General features: G+C 41.9%; 15 protein-coding genes. 12 read left to right on the forward strand and 3 right to left on the reverse strand.

Translation table 11 applies throughout. From position 1 onward, the window contains the following. Positions 1-15: 15 nt before the first annotated feature. A complete protein-coding gene (treR, locus tag PSF11_RS20265; RefSeq protein WP_004922927.1) occupies positions 16-981 on the reverse strand; it encodes a trehalose operon repressor TreR in 966 nt (321 codons plus the stop codon). 312 nt (positions 982-1,293) lie between these two features. Between treR and cysG the strand changes: the two genes are divergently transcribed. The 12 genes from cysG (at position 1,294) to rpoS (ending at position 12,439) form a co-directional block, all read left to right on the forward strand. Beyond that, positions 1,294-2,706, forward strand: coding sequence for a siroheme synthase CysG (gene cysG / locus PSF11_RS20270; RefSeq protein WP_004922925.1), 1,413 nt, complete (start codon positions 1,294-1,296; stop codon positions 2,704-2,706). A gap of 15 nt (positions 2,707-2,721) precedes the next feature. Beyond that, entirely contained in the window at positions 2,722-3,630 is a 909-nt protein-coding gene (gene cysD, locus PSF11_RS20275; protein ID WP_004922922.1) for a sulfate adenylyltransferase subunit CysD, read from the forward strand. 11 nt (positions 3,631-3,641) lie between these two features. Beyond that, positions 3,642-5,084, forward strand: a complete 1,443-nt coding sequence (gene cysN / locus PSF11_RS20280; protein ID WP_040132390.1) for a sulfate adenylyltransferase subunit CysN — start codon at positions 3,642-3,644, stop codon at positions 5,082-5,084. 5 nt (positions 5,085-5,089) lie between these two features. Beyond that, the gene (gene cysC, locus PSF11_RS20285; protein WP_014656632.1) at positions 5,090-5,695 is read left to right on the forward strand and encodes an adenylyl-sulfate kinase; all 606 of its coding nucleotides are present in this window, start codon (positions 5,090-5,092) and stop codon (positions 5,693-5,695) included. A 399-nt stretch (positions 5,696-6,094) separates the two neighbouring features. Continuing rightward, positions 6,095-6,394 (forward strand): cell division protein FtsB, encoded by a 300-nt coding sequence (gene ftsB / locus PSF11_RS20290; protein WP_004922916.1) that lies wholly within the window; start codon positions 6,095-6,097, stop codon positions 6,392-6,394. Positions 6,395-6,462: 68 nt separating this feature from the next. Further along, a complete protein-coding gene (gene ispD / locus PSF11_RS20295; protein ID WP_014656631.1) occupies positions 6,463-7,185 on the forward strand; it encodes a 2-C-methyl-D-erythritol 4-phosphate cytidylyltransferase in 723 nt (240 codons plus the stop codon). Between the two features lie 12 nt (positions 7,186-7,197). Beyond that, positions 7,198-7,710 (forward strand): 2-C-methyl-D-erythritol 2,4-cyclodiphosphate synthase, encoded by a 513-nt coding sequence (gene ispF / locus PSF11_RS20300; RefSeq protein ID WP_004922911.1) that lies wholly within the window; start codon positions 7,198-7,200, stop codon positions 7,708-7,710. Continuing rightward, entirely contained in the window at positions 7,676-8,725 is a 1,050-nt protein-coding gene (gene truD / locus PSF11_RS20305) for a tRNA pseudouridine(13) synthase TruD (RefSeq protein WP_061064739.1), read from the forward strand. Before ispF ends, truD begins: the two co-directional genes overlap by 35 nt. Continuing rightward, the gene (surE, locus tag PSF11_RS20310; RefSeq protein ID WP_004922907.1) at positions 8,703-9,464 is read left to right on the forward strand and encodes a 5'/3'-nucleotidase SurE; all 762 of its coding nucleotides are present in this window, start codon (positions 8,703-8,705) and stop codon (positions 9,462-9,464) included. The genes truD and surE overlap by 23 nt, the downstream gene beginning before the upstream one ends. Further along, positions 9,461-10,087 carry a protein-L-isoaspartate(D-aspartate) O-methyltransferase gene (locus PSF11_RS20315; protein ID WP_004922905.1) on the forward strand — a complete coding sequence of 209 codons (627 nt, stop codon included), beginning with the start codon at positions 9,461-9,463 and terminating at the stop codon, positions 10,085-10,087. The genes surE and PSF11_RS20315 overlap by 4 nt, the downstream gene beginning before the upstream one ends. 243 nt (positions 10,088-10,330) lie before the next feature. Beyond that, positions 10,331-11,398 carry a murein hydrolase activator NlpD gene (nlpD, locus tag PSF11_RS20320; RefSeq protein ID WP_014656629.1) on the forward strand — a complete coding sequence of 356 codons (1,068 nt, stop codon included), beginning with the start codon at positions 10,331-10,333 and terminating at the stop codon, positions 11,396-11,398. A 54-nt stretch (positions 11,399-11,452) separates the two neighbouring features. Beyond that, positions 11,453-12,439, forward strand: coding sequence for an RNA polymerase sigma factor RpoS (gene rpoS, locus PSF11_RS20325; protein WP_004922901.1), 987 nt, complete (start codon positions 11,453-11,455; stop codon positions 12,437-12,439). A 105-nt stretch (positions 12,440-12,544) separates the two neighbouring features. Here the strand turns inward: rpoS and miaE are convergent, their stop codons facing one another. After that, complete coding sequence (miaE, locus tag PSF11_RS20330) at positions 12,545-13,306, reverse strand: tRNA isopentenyl-2-thiomethyl-A-37 hydroxylase MiaE (RefSeq protein ID WP_004922898.1); 762 nt, start codon at positions 13,304-13,306, stop codon at positions 12,545-12,547. 1 nt (position 13,307) lies between these two features. Further along, complete coding sequence (gene mutS / locus PSF11_RS20335; protein ID WP_061064741.1) at positions 13,308-15,872, reverse strand: DNA mismatch repair protein MutS; 2,565 nt, start codon at positions 15,870-15,872, stop codon at positions 13,308-13,310. Between the last annotated feature and the right edge of the window lie 522 nt (positions 15,873-16,394).

The following is a 16,394-nucleotide window of genomic DNA, read 5'->3' on the forward strand; positions in this document are numbered from 1 at the left end:
TATTTTCTTAAGTTATTAATTTAATTTATCACTGGAGATAATGATTTTTTGTGGCGGAACATCTTCTTTTGCCATTTTAATCAATATATTAGCAGCCTCTTTCCCACTCTCTCTAAAGCCTAAACGGTAGAATTTGGTTTGAGGAAATAAAAAGGCCAATAAATCATTTCGCCCAATACAGGCCACATCGATATGATTCATGTTTTGTTCGGATAAGTATTTTTGTACACCAAATGCTAATGAGTCTGTTGCGCACAGTATGGCTTGTGGTGATGTGGTTAAGATCTCTTTAGCAAGCATATAGCCACTTTGGTAATTAAGTTCACCTAATTGTGCGTGAGGGGTTAAACCTTGCTGCTGACAATAGTGTAGATAAGATTGGTAACGAAGTAGGCCCGTTGTTTCATCGTGAACATTGATCCCGATATAACTTATTTGTTGGTAATTTTTTTGTTTATGAAAATAGTGCATAAGGTTTTTAACCGCACTTTCATCATCGTGACAAATAGAGACAAAACCTTCTAATGGTCGCGCAATAACAACCATTTTTTGTTTCCAATTGGAGAGCTTATTGATATCAATGCCTGAAAAAGCAAAAAAAACAATCCCATCAACCTTTTGGCGAGCAAGCATTTTTAAATGTTCCTCAACTTTTTCCGGTTTAAATTGACTCTCTAAAATAATAGGGTCGATATTATTTTGATAGAAAATAGGTAGCATGGAACTGACTGCTTGGTTTTCAGCGTAAGAATCTAAACGCGTCATGATGATGCCGAAAGAGCGGTTTGAATAGCCTCGCATTGCACGGGCAGATTTTGAGGGAGTAAATTGGTATTTTTCAATTATTTGATTAACTTTTTGCCGAGTCTCTTCATTAACCATTGGGTCTTGATTAATCACCCTTGAAACTGTTGATTTACCTACGCCACATAGCTTTGCAATATCATTAATGGTGAGTTTCTTTTTATCCGTTTTTATCATAATGTTTTGTCTTAATTAGCTAAATACTTATAAAGGCTTAGTCATTTATATTTATTTTCTATTTATGTGCTTAGTCTAACTCATTTTTTTCAAGGCATCTGTAGAAAAGAAGCGATCAATACTTATCTTAGTCGTGAAATCGCGTTTTGCTTTGATGCCATTATGAGTATTTCTTCTTCATAACTCATTAGGCTGACTTATTCCTTTGCGTTACATCTAATGAATTTTGGGCATTTCATAACCCAACTTGCACGCCATATAGTCAATTTAAATGGTTGTCATAAAAAAGTGATATAACACCGGAAGAGCAAGATGGAATATTTACCGTTATTTGTGGATCTTCGATCCCGCAAAGCTGTGCTAGTTGGCGGCGGCGATGTTGCAGCACGCAAAGCAGAGCTATTGCTTAAAGCTAATGCCGCGCTTGTCGTCATTTCTCCGACATTAAACCCACTCTTACAGCGCCTTTATGAGCAAAATGCATTTGAGTGGATTAAAGGTGAGTATCACTCTGCACATATTGAGAAGGCATATTTGGTGATCGCTGCAACTGATAACCCCTCATTGAATGAGAAAGTTTTTCATGATGCGGAGTCTCAACACACCTTTGTAAATGTGGTTGATGAAAAGCCGCTATGCTCTTTCATTGTGCCTTCAATCATCGATAGAGACCCTGTCGTTGTTGCTATTTCATCGGGGGGAACGGCTCCCGTACTTGCTCGTTTATTACGCGAAAAACTGGAAGGGATGCTACCACATTCACTAGGCCAGATGGCTGAGATAGCAGGGCGCTGGCGCGAAAAGGTGAAAGAGTCTATTACCAGCATGCGTGAGCGCAAACGTTTTTGGGAAAAAAGTTTTAATGGTCACTTTGCCTCATTGGTTGAAAAAGGCCAACTTTCACAAGCAGAGCAGCAGTTAGAGAAACAACTGTATGAACAAGATACTAGCGGGGAGCTGACCCTTGTTGGCGCAGGCCCCGGAGACGCAGGGCTATTAACATTAAAAGGTCTGCAAGTTTTGCAAAATGCAGATGTTGTTTTATACGACAACCTTGTTAGTGAGGAAGTGCTTGATTTAGCACGGCGTGATGCAGACAAAATTTGTGTTGGAAAGCGAGCTCATCGTCATTCAGTTCCCCAAGAAGAGACCAATTCGTTAATTGTCAAACTAGCGAAACAGGGGAAAAAAGTCGTACGTTTAAAAGGTGGTGACCCCTTTATTTTTGGTCGAGGTGGCGAGGAGCTTGAAGTGGCTGCCGCCGCAGGTATTCCTTTTCAAGTGGTTCCCGGTATTACAGCAGCGATTGGTGCGACAGCGTATGCGGGGATCCCTTTGACGCACCGTGAACATTCTCAAAGTGTCACGTTTATCACAGGGCACTGTAAGAATGATGGGAATGAATTAGATTGGCCAGCTTTGGCTAGAGGTCATCAAACCTTAGCCATTTATATGGGAACGGTAAAGGCGGATAGCATTAGTAAACAATTGATTTATTTTGGGCGCTCCCCAGAAACCCCTGTGGCAGTCATCGGTTGTGGTACACGCAGTAACCAGCAAGTGCTTAGTGGTCAGTTGCATGAATTAGAAGCACTTGCGCAAAAAGCGCCTTCGCCTGCTTTATTAGTGATTGGTGAAGTCGTCGCATTACATCAACAGTTAGCTTGGTTTGGTCATCAAGTCGTGGAAAACAGATGGCGTTCAGCCGTGCTGGAATTGGCTTAATAGAAGGAGGCCATCATGAATGAAAAACGATTGACCCATTTGCAGCAGTTGGAAGCTGAAAGTATTCATATTTTACGTGAAGTGGCTGCTGAATTTGCAAATCCAGTGATGCTTTATTCAATAGGCAAAGATTCATCCGTTATGTTGCATTTAGCGCGTAAGGCTTTTTATCCAGGTAAATTGCCATTTCCATTATTACATGTGGATACAGGGTGGAAATTTCGTGAAATGTATGAATTTCGTGATAAAACGGCGAAAAACTATGGTTTCGAACTCCTAGTTTACCGGAATCCAGAAGGGGAGGCGCTTGGTATCAATCCCTTTATACATGGTAGCGCAAAGCATACAGACATTATGAAAACGGAAGGTTTAAAACAAGCGCTGGATAAATATGGTTTCGATGCAGCATTTGGGGGGGCAAGGCGTGATGAAGAAAAATCACGCGCAAAAGAGAGAATATACTCTTTCAGAGACCGTTCACACCGTTGGGATCCTAAAAACCAGCGCCCTGAATTATGGCATAACTATAATGGGCAAATTAATAAAGGTGAGAGCATTCGCGTCTTCCCACTATCCAACTGGACAGAACTGGATATTTGGCAATATATCTACTTAGAAAATATCGATATTGTGCCTCTCTATTTTGCAAAAGAGCGCCCTGTATTAGAGCGGGATGGCACACTATTGATGGTAGATGATGACCGTATAGATTTAAAAGCGGGTGAAGTGATTGCGAAGCGAAAAGTGCGTTTTCGGACGCTAGGGTGCTGGCCATTAACGGGGGCTGTTGAATCACAGGCAGAGACCTTACCTGAAATTATCGAAGAGATGCTGATATCCACGACGAGTGAACGTCAAGGTCGGTTAATCGATAGTGACCAAGCTGCATCAATGGAGCAAAAGAAGCGTCAAGGGTATTTTTAAGGGGAAACGTTATGGCAGATTTAGCATACAACGAAATTATTGCGGAACAAATTAAGCAACAAGGTGGAGTTGAAGGCTACTTATTAGCACAGCAACACAAAGGGCTATTACGCTTTCTAACCTGTGGCAATGTTGATGATGGTAAAAGTACCCTGATTGGTCGCTTATTACATGACACTCGACAAATTTATGAAGATCAACTTTCTGTGTTGCAAAATGACAGTAAGCGTATAGGCACACAAGGAGAAAAATTAGATTTAGCATTGCTGGTGGATGGCCTTGCTGCGGAGCGTGAACAAGGTATTACGATTGATGTCGCTTACCGCTATTTTTCGACCCAAAAGCGCAAATTTATTATTGCGGATACGCCGGGCCATGAACAATATACGCGTAACATGGCGACAGGCGCCTCAACTTGCTCACTGTCTATTTTGTTGATCGATGCTCGAAAAGGAGTTCAAGAGCAAACTCGACGTCACAGTTTTATTAGTACACTGCTGGGTATCCGTCACTTAATTGTGGCAGTTAATAAGATGGATTTAGTGGATTACAGTGAAGCTGTATTCGAAAAAATTAAGCAAGACTACCAAAAATTTGCTACCGAATTACCTGTTGATCTGAATGTTTGGTTTGTACCGATTTCTGCTCTTGATGGCGATAATATTGTTAACAAAAGCCAAAATATTCCATGGTATCAAGGTGAAACGCTACTACACATTTTAGAAAATGTTCAAGTCCAGCAAAAAGCCTCAGAGCAGGCATTACGCTTCCCGATCCAATATGTGAATCGGCCAAACTTGGACTTTAGAGGCTATAGTGGAACCTTATCTTCAGGGATTGTGAGTATCGGTCAATCTGTTAAAGCATTACCATCGGGTCAAGTCTCTAAAGTTAAAGATATCATTACATTCGATGGTGCTTTGCAGTTTGCTGTTCCGGGGGAAGCAATCACATTAGTGTTAGAAGATGAGATTGATATTAGCCGTGGAGATTTAATTGTTGCAGAAAACGATACGTTGCAGAGCACTCATCATGCCTTGATTGATGTGGTTTGGATGTCGGAGCAGCCACTTGTTCAAGGGCAACAGTTGGATATCAAAATCGCGGGCAAAAGAAGTCGCGCCAAAGTTGAAAATATTCACTATCAAGTCGATGTTAATAACTTAACACAAAAGGTCGCTACTGAACTGCCGCTTAATGGTATTGGGCTGGTGGAGTTCTCTTTTGATGAGCCACTATTATTAGATAACTATCAACACAATGCTGATACAGGTGGCATGATCCTAATTGATAGGCTCACGAATGTTACTGCGGGAGCCGGCTTAGTACGTGAGGTTACCGGACAGTTTATTGAGCAAAAAGATAACTTTAGCGAGTTTGAAATTGAACTCAATAAATTGATTCGACGCCATTTCCCTCATTGGGGAGCGCGCGATTTACTCGGTGGAAAATAAACATGATGGCGCTAACGGATAATCATATTGTTTGGCACGATCATCCCGTCACTCGGCAAGCTAGAGAAGTGGCTAATGGGCATAAAGGCGCGGTATTGTGGTTTACAGGGTTATCAGGATCAGGTAAATCGACATTAGCGGGAGCGACTGAGCAAGCTTTAGCCGCGATGGGAATAAAAACCTATCTGCTTGATGGTGATAATGTACGTCATGGTTTATGTGGTGATTTAGGGTTTAGCGAGGCGGATAGACAAGAAAATATCCGCCGGATTGGTGAAGTAGCTAAATTGATGGTCGATGCAGGCCTAATCGTCGCAACGGCTTTTATATCGCCTTATCAGGCAGATAGAGCGCGTGTTCGTGACCTATTTGAAGAAAATCAATTTTTTGAGCTTTACGTAACAACCCCCGTAGAAGTGTGTGAACAGCGCGATCCTAAAGGGCTTTATAAACAGGCCAGAGCAGGAAAAATTAAACAGTTTACGGGGATCGATTCTCCTTACCAAGAGCCGCTAAAACCCGAGTTACGGCTTGATGGTTTACAGCCTATCAACGACTCGGTGACAAGGATTATTCATCTGTTAACTCATCAACAAGTGATTAAGATTTAAACTGTTCTTCATGAGATGATGTTGCTGGATAGATGCGATTTTCAGTAACATCTCTTCGCGTTCATCTGTCATTTCCCCTTAGCTTTCCTGAACATAAGACCCACTTGGGTTAGTCTTGGTCTTCTATAGTGGCGTTACATAAGTGCAAAATATTTTGCATGAAGGCTCGTGTTTTCGTTGGTGAATTTTACTCAGTTAGGTAATAGTTTGATGATAGGCATAGAGATAAGATTTGATTCTGGATGAGAAATTAAACAAAGGACATATTGTTAACATTAATTTGAGTAAAATTTAGCCATTTAACCGGTAATTTTTACTTACTTTTATGACATTACTTTCTTCATAGTAGCGTCATGAGCTCAGTTATGGGATGATTAGCTAATCATTTCAGGGGGCAAAATGGGCAAATTAACGCTTCTATTAATCGCCGTATTGGCTTGGACACAATATTCTCTATGGTTAGGGAAAAATGGCATTCACGATTACGTCCGAGTCAAAGACGATGTTGCGGCGCAAGAAATTATCAATTCTCGCTTAAAAGTGCGTAATGAGCAGCTATTTGCTGAAATTAATGACTTGAACGATGGTCAAGATGCTATTGAAGAGCGTGCCCGTACTGAGCTTGGAATGATCAAACCTGGTGAATCATTTTATAGAATGGTAAAAGAGAGTAATAACCAAAAAGAATCTAAAAATTAATAAGTTATAAACTCTTTTATAATCTGTTATATCTATCGGTCATTAATTTCAATGTAAGATCCAACATAATGAATAACTCAATAATTGGGGTAGATTCGCAAGTGGTTGCGATAATTCCCGCGGCAGGTATTGGTAGTCGTATGAAGGCCGATTGCCCAAAACAGTACTTGCAGGTTGCAGGGAAAACTATCATTGAGCATACAATTAATGCATTGCTATTGAATCCTCATGTTGCCAGTGTTGTTATCGCGTTGAGTCCTGATGACGACTATTTTGCTAAGCTTGATATTGCGCAAGATTCACGCGTGACGACAGTTGAAGGTGGCAAAGAGCGAGCAGATTCGGTATTAGCAGGGTTAGACTTTTTAGCCCAAGACGGCAATATGCATAATAAGTGGGTATTAGTGCACGATGCGGCACGCCCCTGTTTGCATCAAGACGATTTAAATAAAATTATTCAATTATCAACAAAAAATTGTTGTGGAGGGATCTTGGCAGCTCCGGTCAGGGATACTATGAAACGGAGCCGAAAAGCTTCTGATCTCATCGATCATACAGTGGAGCGGGAAGCCTTATGGCATGCATTGACCCCACAATTTTTCCCTTTGTTGTTATTGCGAGATTGCTTAAGTAAAGCTTTGAAAGAGAATGCGGTTATCACAGATGAAGCCTCTGCACTTGAATATTGCGGCTATCAACCTGTATTAGTTTCAGGACGTTCTGATAACCTGAAAGTGACTCGACCAGAAGATCTGGCACTGGCGGAATTTTATCTTTCTAGAATGAAATAAAAGGAATAAATAATGAGAATTGGGCACGGTTTTGATGTGCATAAGTTCGGCGGTGATGGTCCTATCATTATTGGTGGTGTCCGTATCCCTTATGAACACGGTTTATTGGCACACTCTGACGGTGATGTGGTATTACACGCAGTAACAGATGCTATTTTAGGTGCAGCAGCACTTGGTGATATTGGTAAGCTCTTCCCTGATACCGACCCTGCATACAAAGGTGCAGATAGCCGCATATTGCTAAAAAAAGCTTACTGCCATGTTCGAGAAAAAGGCTACAGCATTGGAAATATTGATGTCACTATTATGGCTCAAGCACCAAAAATGTTGCCACATATCCCGCAAATGCGCGTCAATATTGCTGAAGATCTTGAATGTCACATGGATGATATTAATGTCAAAGCAACAACAACCGAGCAATTGGGGTTTGTTGGGCGTAAAGAGGGCATTGCATGTGCGGCGGTAGTGCTGTTAGTGAAAGATAATGGTAATGAAACTCATGAATGTACAGTACCTGCATGGTAAACCTCTCTCAACAGGTAAGCTAAAAAGTCAGCCAGAAGATTTTATTGTCAAAGAAGATCTTGGCTTCGAACTGGACGGCGAAGGCGAACACGTTATGGTTCGCGTTGAAAAAACAGGTTGCAACACATTATTTGTGGCTGAACAGTTAGCTAAATTTGCAAAAATTTCAGCTCGTTCAGTGAGCTATGCGGGTTTAAAAGACCGTAATGCAGTGACTGAACAGTGGTTTTGTTTACAAATGCCAGGTAAAGAAACGCCTGATTTTTCATTATGGCAGCTTGATGGTTGTAGAGTCATCGCGACAACGAGACAAAAACGCAAGTTACGTATTGGAACATTGAAAGGCAACCAGTTTGAATTGACGATCCGAGATATTTCAGTACCTGAGGATGTTGAGGCTCGTTTACAGAAAGTTGCAGAACAAGGCATTCCGAATTATTTTGGGGAACAAAGGTTTGGCCGTGATGGGCAAAACTTAACCCAAGCATTACGTTGGGCGAACCAAGAAATTACGGTTCGTGAACGTAATAAGCGTAGTTTCTATTTATCTGCCGCACGTAGTGCTATGTTTAACCATGTTGCAAGTGAACGGATTGAAAACCAAACCATAAACCAAGTATTACTTGGTGATGCGCTACAACTAACAGGGCGTGGAAGTTGGTTTGTTGCAACGGCAGAAGAGTTGCCTACCTTGCAAGCACGTGTTGCTTCTGGCGAATTGAGTATCACTGCGCCTTTGCCCGGTGATGGCGAATTAGGTACGCAAGAGGATGCACTGGTTTTTGAAACCAACAGCTTAGAAAGCTATTACTCTTTGATGACACTGATGAAAAACGAACGCGTCTCATCGACACGAAGAGCGATGATTGTGAAACCGCAAAATTTTCAATGGCAATGGATTGACCAGACTACATTAAAACTCAATTTTTTCCTTAATTCAGGAAGCTTTGCAACAAGCGTGGTGCGAGAAATCATTAATCAGGATAGTGCCGATGTTAAAGATATTATTGAGTAACGACGATGGTGTGACTGCACCGGGGATCCAGACATTGGCGGCCGCTTTACGTCAATATTATCAGGTGCAAGTGATTGCGCCTGATCGCAACCGTAGTGGGGCATCGAACGCATTAACGTTAGATAGGCCTTTAAGGATCCAAACTCTTGCTAATGGTGACTTTTCTGTACAAGAAGGTACGCCAACAGATTGTGTTTACATTGGTGTGAATAAAGTCGTTAGGCCACGACCGGATATTGTTGTGTCAGGAATTAACTGTGGGCCTAATTTAGGTGATGATGTGATCTATTCAGGGACAGTTGCTGCGGCGATGGAAGGGAGGCACTTAGGGTTACCTTCAATTGCGGTCTCATTGGATGGAGATACCCATTTTGAAACTGCTGCAAAAATAACCTGTGATATTCTCGCGTTATTACATAAAAACCCTTTACGGGCAGGTAACATACTAAACATTAACGTTCCTGATATTCCTTATGAGGATGTTAAAGGGATCAAAGTCACTCGCTGTGGTAGCCGTCATGCTGCTTCAGAAGTCTACAACCTTGAAGATCCTAAAGGTAATATGTTGTATTGGCTAGGGCCTGTAGGGGAGATCCGTGATGCTGGGCCGGGTACTGATTTTGAAGCCGTATCACAAGGTTATGTTTCAATTACCCCATTACAAGTTGACTTAACAGCGTATAAAGCACATTCATTAGTTGAAGAGTGGTTAGAAAAATCGGGAGTGAAAGTAAAATGAGAACAGGCCTCATGAAAGAACTTTTGGCACAACTACGCCAACAGGGAATTCACGATGAGCGCCTGTTAGATGCTTTGTCACAGGTTCCTCGTGAACGCTTTGTTGACGAAGCCCTATCGCATAAGGCTTATGATAATATTCCATTACCTATCGGTTATGGGCAAACTATCTCTCAACCTTATATTGTTGCAAAAATGACTGCATTACTGGCGATTAAGCCAGAAGATCATGTATTAGAAATCGGTACAGGGTCAGGTTATCAAACCGCTGTTTTAGCGCACCTTGCAAAACATGTTTTTTCTGTTGAAAGGGTAAAAAGTTTGCAATGGACGGCAAAACGTCGTTTTAAGCAGCTTGATTTACATAATATCTCCACTCGTCATGGTGATGGTTGGGAAGGCTGGCAATCTAAAGGGCCTTTTGATGCAATTATCGTGACGGCGGCACCCAGTGAAATTCCGCCTCGGTTACTACAGCAATTAAAAGAAGGCGGGCGCTTGGTTCTGCCTGTGGGGGATAAAGATCAAGCGCTGAAGCTAATTACGCGCCGAGGGAATGATTATCATGCTAATGTGGTCGAAAAAGTACGTTTTGTTCCGCTAGTAGCGGGTGACTTAGCGTAATTTTTGCTTATAGTCATATTTGGTAAAATAGGGCACTTTAACAGCTTAAAGTTAAGAATGTTGTATTTTCCATTAAGTCATAATCTCAAATTGTTATATTTTTGATATATTTGGCTTGTTCAATATTTTATATTTCTGCTTTAATAAGCAAAATACTTTTAGTGACGAGAGCTAACAGGCTCTAATGTTTTACTGACACAAATTTATTTGCTATGTCAGATTTTTCTTCACGGGAGAAGAAGCATGAAAATTGTTAGCCCAATAAGCAGAATTCGATGGGCGGTGATCTTTTCATTTAGCGGGGCATTATTGGCTGGATGTTCAACTCCGTACCATACAGCAGCGCCTATTTCTAGCGTAAATGACGGTCAGACGAGTCAATCAAGTCAACAAACTGTTCAAAGAACGGCACCTACTGGTGGTACAAGTACAGCGATGCCTTCTTCTCGACCTAATTTGTCTTCGAATTCTTCATCATCTATTCGTACCTCTGCCCCAGTCAATATGGATGGGCAAGGGCGTATTATCTATAACCGCGACTATGGTAGCATCCCTAAAGGTAGCTACAGTGGCAGTACTTACACCGTACAACGCGGTGATACACTATTCTATATTGCTTATATAACTGGTAATGATTTCCGTGAGTTAGCAGCTAAAAACAATATTGCAGAGCCTTATAGCCTAAATGTTGGGCAAGTGATCAATATTGGTAACGGAAATGTGAACTCAAACGGGCAATTGGCCTCAAATTCATCAAATAGTAATCAGCAACCGGTTGATCTTCGAACAACTAATGCGTATCCTGCAAATGGAAGCGGTCAAAATTCAGGTAAGATGTTGCCTAATAATAAGAAGCCTGCAACGCAAACTTCTACGGCAACAACAACGACGGCAGCTTCTACCGCCTCTACGACGACAGCAAGCAGTACAAATAGCTCATCGATAAAATGGCGTTGGCCAGCGGAAGGGAAAACAATAGAAGGTTTCTCTGATGCTCAAGGTGGAAATAAAGGCATTGATATTGCCGGTTCACGAGGTCAACCTGTACTTGCTTCTGCTCCAGGTAAAGTGGTTTATGCAGGAAATGCACTACGCGGATATGGAAATCTTATAATAATAAAACATAACGATGACTACTTGAGTGCTTATGCACATAACGATACGTTACTTGTGCGTGACCAGCAGGATGTTGCCGCGGGTCAGAAAATAGCCACGATGGGTAGTACCGGAACGAGTTCGGTTAGATTACATTTTGAAATTCGTTACAAGGGAAAATCAGTAAACCCGCTGCGCTACTTACCGCAGCGATAAACTGGGCAGAGTGCAATGACATTCTGCCCTCATTATCAAGGGTAGGAGTCACTGATGAGCCAAAGTTCGCTGAAAGCTAACGAGTTATACAATGACCTCGACGATAGCATGATGGATGATGCTTTTGATGAGAGTCAGTTCAAAGAAGAGGATCTGGTTACTGAACTAGATGATGAAATGGATTTACTCCAGAACACGAATCAGCGTGTTCTGGATGCCACTCAAATTTATCTCAGTGAAATTGGATTCTCTCCGCTCCTAACTGCCGAAGAAGAAGTCTTCTACGCGAGGAGAGCGCTACGTGGAGATGTTGCTTCACGTCAGCGCATGATTGAAAGTAATCTTCGGTTAGTTGTTAAGATCTCTCGACGTTATAATAATCGGGGATTAGCATTATTAGATCTTATTGAGGAAGGTAATCTAGGGTTAATTCGCGCTGTTGAAAAGTTTGATCCTGAAAAGGGGTTCCGCTTCTCAACGTATGCGACATGGTGGATCCGTCAAACGATTGAACGTGCCATCATGAATCAAACTAGAACCATCCGCCTCCCAATTCATATCGTCAAAGAGCTCAATATTTACCTTAGAACTGCCCGCGAATTAGCGCAAAAACTCGACCACGAGCCTAGCGCTGAGGAAATCGCTGAACAGCTTGATAAGCCAGTAGAAGATGTCAGCCGTATGTTGCGTTTAAATGAACGTATTACATCGGTCGATACGCCTATTGCTGGCGATTCAGAGAAATCTTTACTTGAAGTTCTCTCTGATGAGAATGAATCAGGCCCAGAGCATACAATTCAAGATAACAACTTAAAAGAGAATATTGTGAAGTGGTTATTTGAATTGAATCCAAAGCAGCGAGAAGTCCTTGCTCGGCGTTTTGGGCTATTAGGCTATGAAGCTGAGACACTAGAAGAAGTTGGCCGAGAAATTGGGTTAACAAGAGAAAGGGTGCGGCAGATACAAGTGGAAGGGCTAAGGCGGTTAAAAGATATTTTACAAGGAGAGGAGCTTTCCTTAGAAGCCTTATTTAATATGTAAATATCTTTGTGAATACATAACGAAAGCCCTCAATATTTGATTGAGGGCTTTTTTCGTTAATGATAATAAATGGTCGAGTTTCTCATCATAGACTTTAGCTTACCGTCACACAGGAACGCCACTATGAAATTTAAAATCGTGGTCTACTGAGGTGATAAGTTCGGCTTCAACGAGACCGAACATCTCAACACGCTCGCTAATATCTGTTTTACTGATTGATTGCGCTAACTGTAGGTAATCTTGATAGTGCCTCGCTTCTGAGCGCAGTAATGAGACATAAAAGCTCGCCAAATCATCGTCTAGAAAAGGAGCCAATTTCGCGAAACGTTCACATGATCGAGCTTCAATATAAGCACCAATAATCAGTTTATCGACCAATGTTTGTGGTTCATGACCACTCATATGACTGAATAGCCCTTTAGCGTATCGACTTGCCGTTATACCATCATAAGCAATATTTCGCTGATGCATAATTTCCAGCACTTGATAAAAATGGTGCAGCTCTTCTTTAATCAAGAGTACCATTTTATCAATTAAATCTTGGCTATAGGGTGACTGCTTTTTCGCCAAGATCTGTTTTGATATTTGGTTTTTATTCTTTAGCGTATGAATATCACCAATACGATCGTAGGCAAAGTCTTCATAAGGCTTAAACCAAGCAAGCAATGTTGCCGCACTCTCTTTATCAACCGCATATTTACGGATCAAAAACATCGCACTTTGCGCCGCCTTTAGCTCACATAATAGATGATCTTTTAAGAGTATAGGGAGGCTTTCTGGTTCACTGGCTTTTTTAACCCAACTATCAGGCGTTTCACAGCGTAAAAACTGCCTGATAGGCGCTAGAAGTTCAGCGTGGTCTTGCATACTACTTATCCATTTCCTTTAAACGATATAACCAATCTAACGCTTGCCTTGGCGTTAACTTATCAGGGTCGATACTTTCAAGAGCGCTAAGAACAGGGGATGGCTCTTCTGGCACTAAGAAGCTGAGTTGTGCGCTATCAACATGGCTCGCGTTGGTATTATTTGAAATAATTTCTAACTCTTTGAGCTTTTGTTTGGCACGCTTAATAACATCTTTAGGGACGCCTGCTAGAGAGGCTACCGCAAGGCCATAACTTTTACTTGCTGCTCCTTCTTGAACATTGTGCATAAAGGCGATGGTGTCGCCGTGCTCCATTGCATCAAGGTGAATATTGACCGCGCCTTCTAATTTTTCAGGTAAGGTTGTTAATTCAAAGTAATGTGTGGCAAATAAAGTCATGGACTTGATTCGGTTAACTAAGTTTTCAGCACAAGCCCAAGCAAGTGACAAACCATCATAGGTTGAAGTGCCTCGACCAATTTCATCCATTAGGACTAAACTTTGCTCTGTTGCATTGTGTAAAATATTAGCCGTTTCAGTCATTTCAACCATGAAGGTTGAACGCCCGGAGGCTAAGTCATCGGATGCGCCAACACGGGTAAAAATACGATCAACAGGTCCAATGACCGCTTTTGTTGCAGGTACGAAACTACCAATATAGGCAAGTAGTGTTATCAATGCAGTTTGGCGCATATAGGTACTTTTACCCCCCATATTAGGGCCTGTAATGATAAGTAGGCGACGTTGTGGGGAAAGTGAAAGCGGATTAGAAATAAATGGTTCACTCAGGACTTGCTCGACCACAGGGTGGCGTCCTTCAGTAATGTGGATCCCTGGTTTATCTGTGAGTTGTGGGCAAGCATAACCAAGTGTTTCAGCACGCTCAGCTAAGTTATTGAGCACATCGAGCTCTGCAAGAGCCTCCGCACTGATTTGCAAGTCTGCCAAATGTGGCAATAGCATATCGAAAAGCTCATCATAGAGTGCTTTTTCGATAGCTAACGCTTTACTTTTTGAGGTTAAGACTTTGTCTTCGTACTCTTTTAGTTCAGGAATAATGTAACGTTCCGCATTTTTCAGCGTTTGACGACGTACATAATGAATAGGAACTAAATGACTCTGACCGCGACTGACCTGAATAAAATAGCCGTGTACCGCATTGTAGCCCACTTTAAGGGTATCAATGCCCAGCTTCTCTTTTTCGCGAATTTCTAGTCTATCAAGATAGTCTGTAGCTCCATCGGCAAGTGCTCGCCATTCATCGAGTTCGCTATTATAACCCGGAGCGATAACGCCACCGTCACGCACCAATACAGGCGGTGCATCAATAATCGCACGTTGCAGTAAATCCTGTAGCTCATCAAACTGGTTAATACGTTTTTGCAAGTTTTGCAGATATTCGCTGTTAGATTGGTTGAGGATTTGATGAATCTCTTGGTACTGTTCAAAAGCGTGGCGCATACGTGCTAAATCGCGAGGGCGAGCAGAGCGTAAAGCTAAACGGGCAAGTACACGCTCTAAATCACCAATTTGACGTAGTAATGGCTGTAATAGCTCGAAACCACACTCTTGTAAGGCGGCGATAGCTTGTTGGCGATTCGTTAGTGTTTGTATATGGCGCAATGGGGTATGAAGCCAACGCTTGAGCATGCGGCTTCCCATCGGGGTAACGCATAAATCCAAAATAGACGCTAAAGTATTATCTGTGCCGCCAGATAAGTTTTGCGTGATCTCAAGATTTCGACGTGTTGCAGCATCCAGAATAACGTTATCTGTTTGTTTTTCCATGATGATGCTACGGATATGAGGTAATGCCGTACGTTGAGTATCTTTGACGTATTGGAGAAGGCAGCCAGCAGCGCGTAGCGCTCTCGAGGCATTTTCGACCCCAAACCCAATTAAGTCTTTTGTGCCAAATTGTAGGCCAAGCTGCTGTTTTGCTGTTTCTAGCTCGAATTCCCATAGAGGCCGACGACGCAGGCCTTTACAGTTTTCGATTAACGCCATACTCGCAAAGTCTTCGGGATAGAGTAATTCAGCAGGGCGAGTACGTTGTAGCTCTGCTTGTAGAGACTCTTCGTCATCGAATTCACTGATGATAAAGCGCCCCGACGTGATATCTAAGGTTGCAAAGCCATAGCCTTGAGGCTCTTGCCAGACTGAGGCCAATAGATTGTCTTGCCGCTCATTCAGCAATGCTTCATCGGTGATTGTACCCGGTGTAACAATACGTACGACTTTACGCTCAACAGGACCTTTACTCGTTGCGGGATCACCAATTTGTTCGCATATCGCGACAGATTCACCCAGTTGCACCAATTTTGCTAAATAGTTTTCGGCCGCATGGTGTGGTACACCCGCCATTGGAATAGGCTGACCCGCCGTTTGCCCTCGTTTGGTGAGCGAAATATCTAATAATTGAGACGCTTTTTTGGCATCATCAAAGAAAAGCTCGTAAAAATCCCCCATACGATAGAACAGCAATATGTCAGGATGTTGTGCTTTTAGTTTTAAATACTGCTGCATCATTGGTGTGTGGGATTCAAAATTTTGGTTATCAGTCATAAGCTTGTTTGTCTAATCTGTTGAATTTATTTAATCCTGTGTCCGTTGGCTGTCTCATTAGACTCCATTTTATTGTAGAGAATGTCACAGAATCCCATGATTGAGTGTAGGTTAAAATGTAGGCTGTTTATGGGGCTAAAACCCAATGAGCATTGTAAATGCACCAATCTGCACTTTAGTCTAAACACATTGAATACTTTTATAATAAGCGTTAATTAGGGTAACACTTATGAGCCAAAAATCATCAGTAAAACCATTCTTAACACAGTATCGCAGCGATAAACTTAAGTGTAAAAATAGTTCTGAATCCTGCGAAAGCTCTGGTTTACGTGTATTTTGTGGCATAACAGCCAGTAAGACCGTTTTCTACCGATATAGTAGCCCAGTTATAGGTAAACTTGTACAGCTAAAAGTCGGTAATTTTCCTCAAATAGCATTGATTGAGACTAGCGTTAAGTTGTGTCCACTCCCCATTAATTAAGACACCCTAAACTAGAGTTTTCTAACTGTTTACGATAGGCC

This window comes from Providencia sp. PROV119, from assembly GCF_028482435.1.
Taxonomy (GTDB): Bacteria; Pseudomonadota; Gammaproteobacteria; order Enterobacterales; family Enterobacteriaceae; genus Providencia; species Providencia stuartii.

What these genes read in the sequence shown, in the direction of transcription:
- surE (WP_004922907.1), top strand. Translation starts at nt 8,703, where the DNA reads ATGTTAAAGATATTATTGAGTAACGACGATGGTGTGACTGCACCGGGG.
- PSF11_RS20315 (WP_004922905.1), top strand. Translation starts at nt 9,461, where the DNA reads ATGAGAACAGGCCTCATGAAAGAACTTTTGGCACAACTACGCCAACAG.
- treR (WP_004922927.1), bottom strand. Translation starts at nt 981, where the DNA reads ATGATAAAAACGGATAAAAAGAAACTCACCATTAATGATATTGCAAAG.
- nlpD (WP_014656629.1), top strand. Translation starts at nt 10,331, where the DNA reads ATGAAAATTGTTAGCCCAATAAGCAGAATTCGATGGGCGGTGATCTTT.
- cysC (WP_014656632.1), top strand. Translation starts at nt 5,090, where the DNA reads ATGGCGCTAACGGATAATCATATTGTTTGGCACGATCATCCCGTCACT.
- rpoS (WP_004922901.1), top strand. Translation starts at nt 11,453, where the DNA reads ATGAGCCAAAGTTCGCTGAAAGCTAACGAGTTATACAATGACCTCGAC.
- cysD (WP_004922922.1), top strand. Translation starts at nt 2,722, where the DNA reads ATGAATGAAAAACGATTGACCCATTTGCAGCAGTTGGAAGCTGAAAGT.
- mutS (WP_061064741.1), bottom strand. Translation starts at nt 15,872, where the DNA reads ATGACTGATAACCAAAATTTTGAATCCCACACACCAATGATGCAGCAG.
- ftsB (WP_004922916.1), top strand. Translation starts at nt 6,095, where the DNA reads ATGGGCAAATTAACGCTTCTATTAATCGCCGTATTGGCTTGGACACAA.
- ispD (WP_014656631.1), top strand. Translation starts at nt 6,463, where the DNA reads ATGAATAACTCAATAATTGGGGTAGATTCGCAAGTGGTTGCGATAATT.
- miaE (WP_004922898.1), bottom strand. Translation starts at nt 13,306, where the DNA reads ATGCAAGACCACGCTGAACTTCTAGCGCCTATCAGGCAGTTTTTACGC.
- truD (WP_061064739.1), top strand. Translation starts at nt 7,676, where the DNA reads ATGAAACTCATGAATGTACAGTACCTGCATGGTAAACCTCTCTCAACA.
- cysN (WP_040132390.1), top strand. Translation starts at nt 3,642, where the DNA reads ATGGCAGATTTAGCATACAACGAAATTATTGCGGAACAAATTAAGCAA.
- ispF (WP_004922911.1), top strand. Translation starts at nt 7,198, where the DNA reads ATGAGAATTGGGCACGGTTTTGATGTGCATAAGTTCGGCGGTGATGGT.
- cysG (WP_004922925.1), top strand. Translation starts at nt 1,294, where the DNA reads ATGGAATATTTACCGTTATTTGTGGATCTTCGATCCCGCAAAGCTGTG.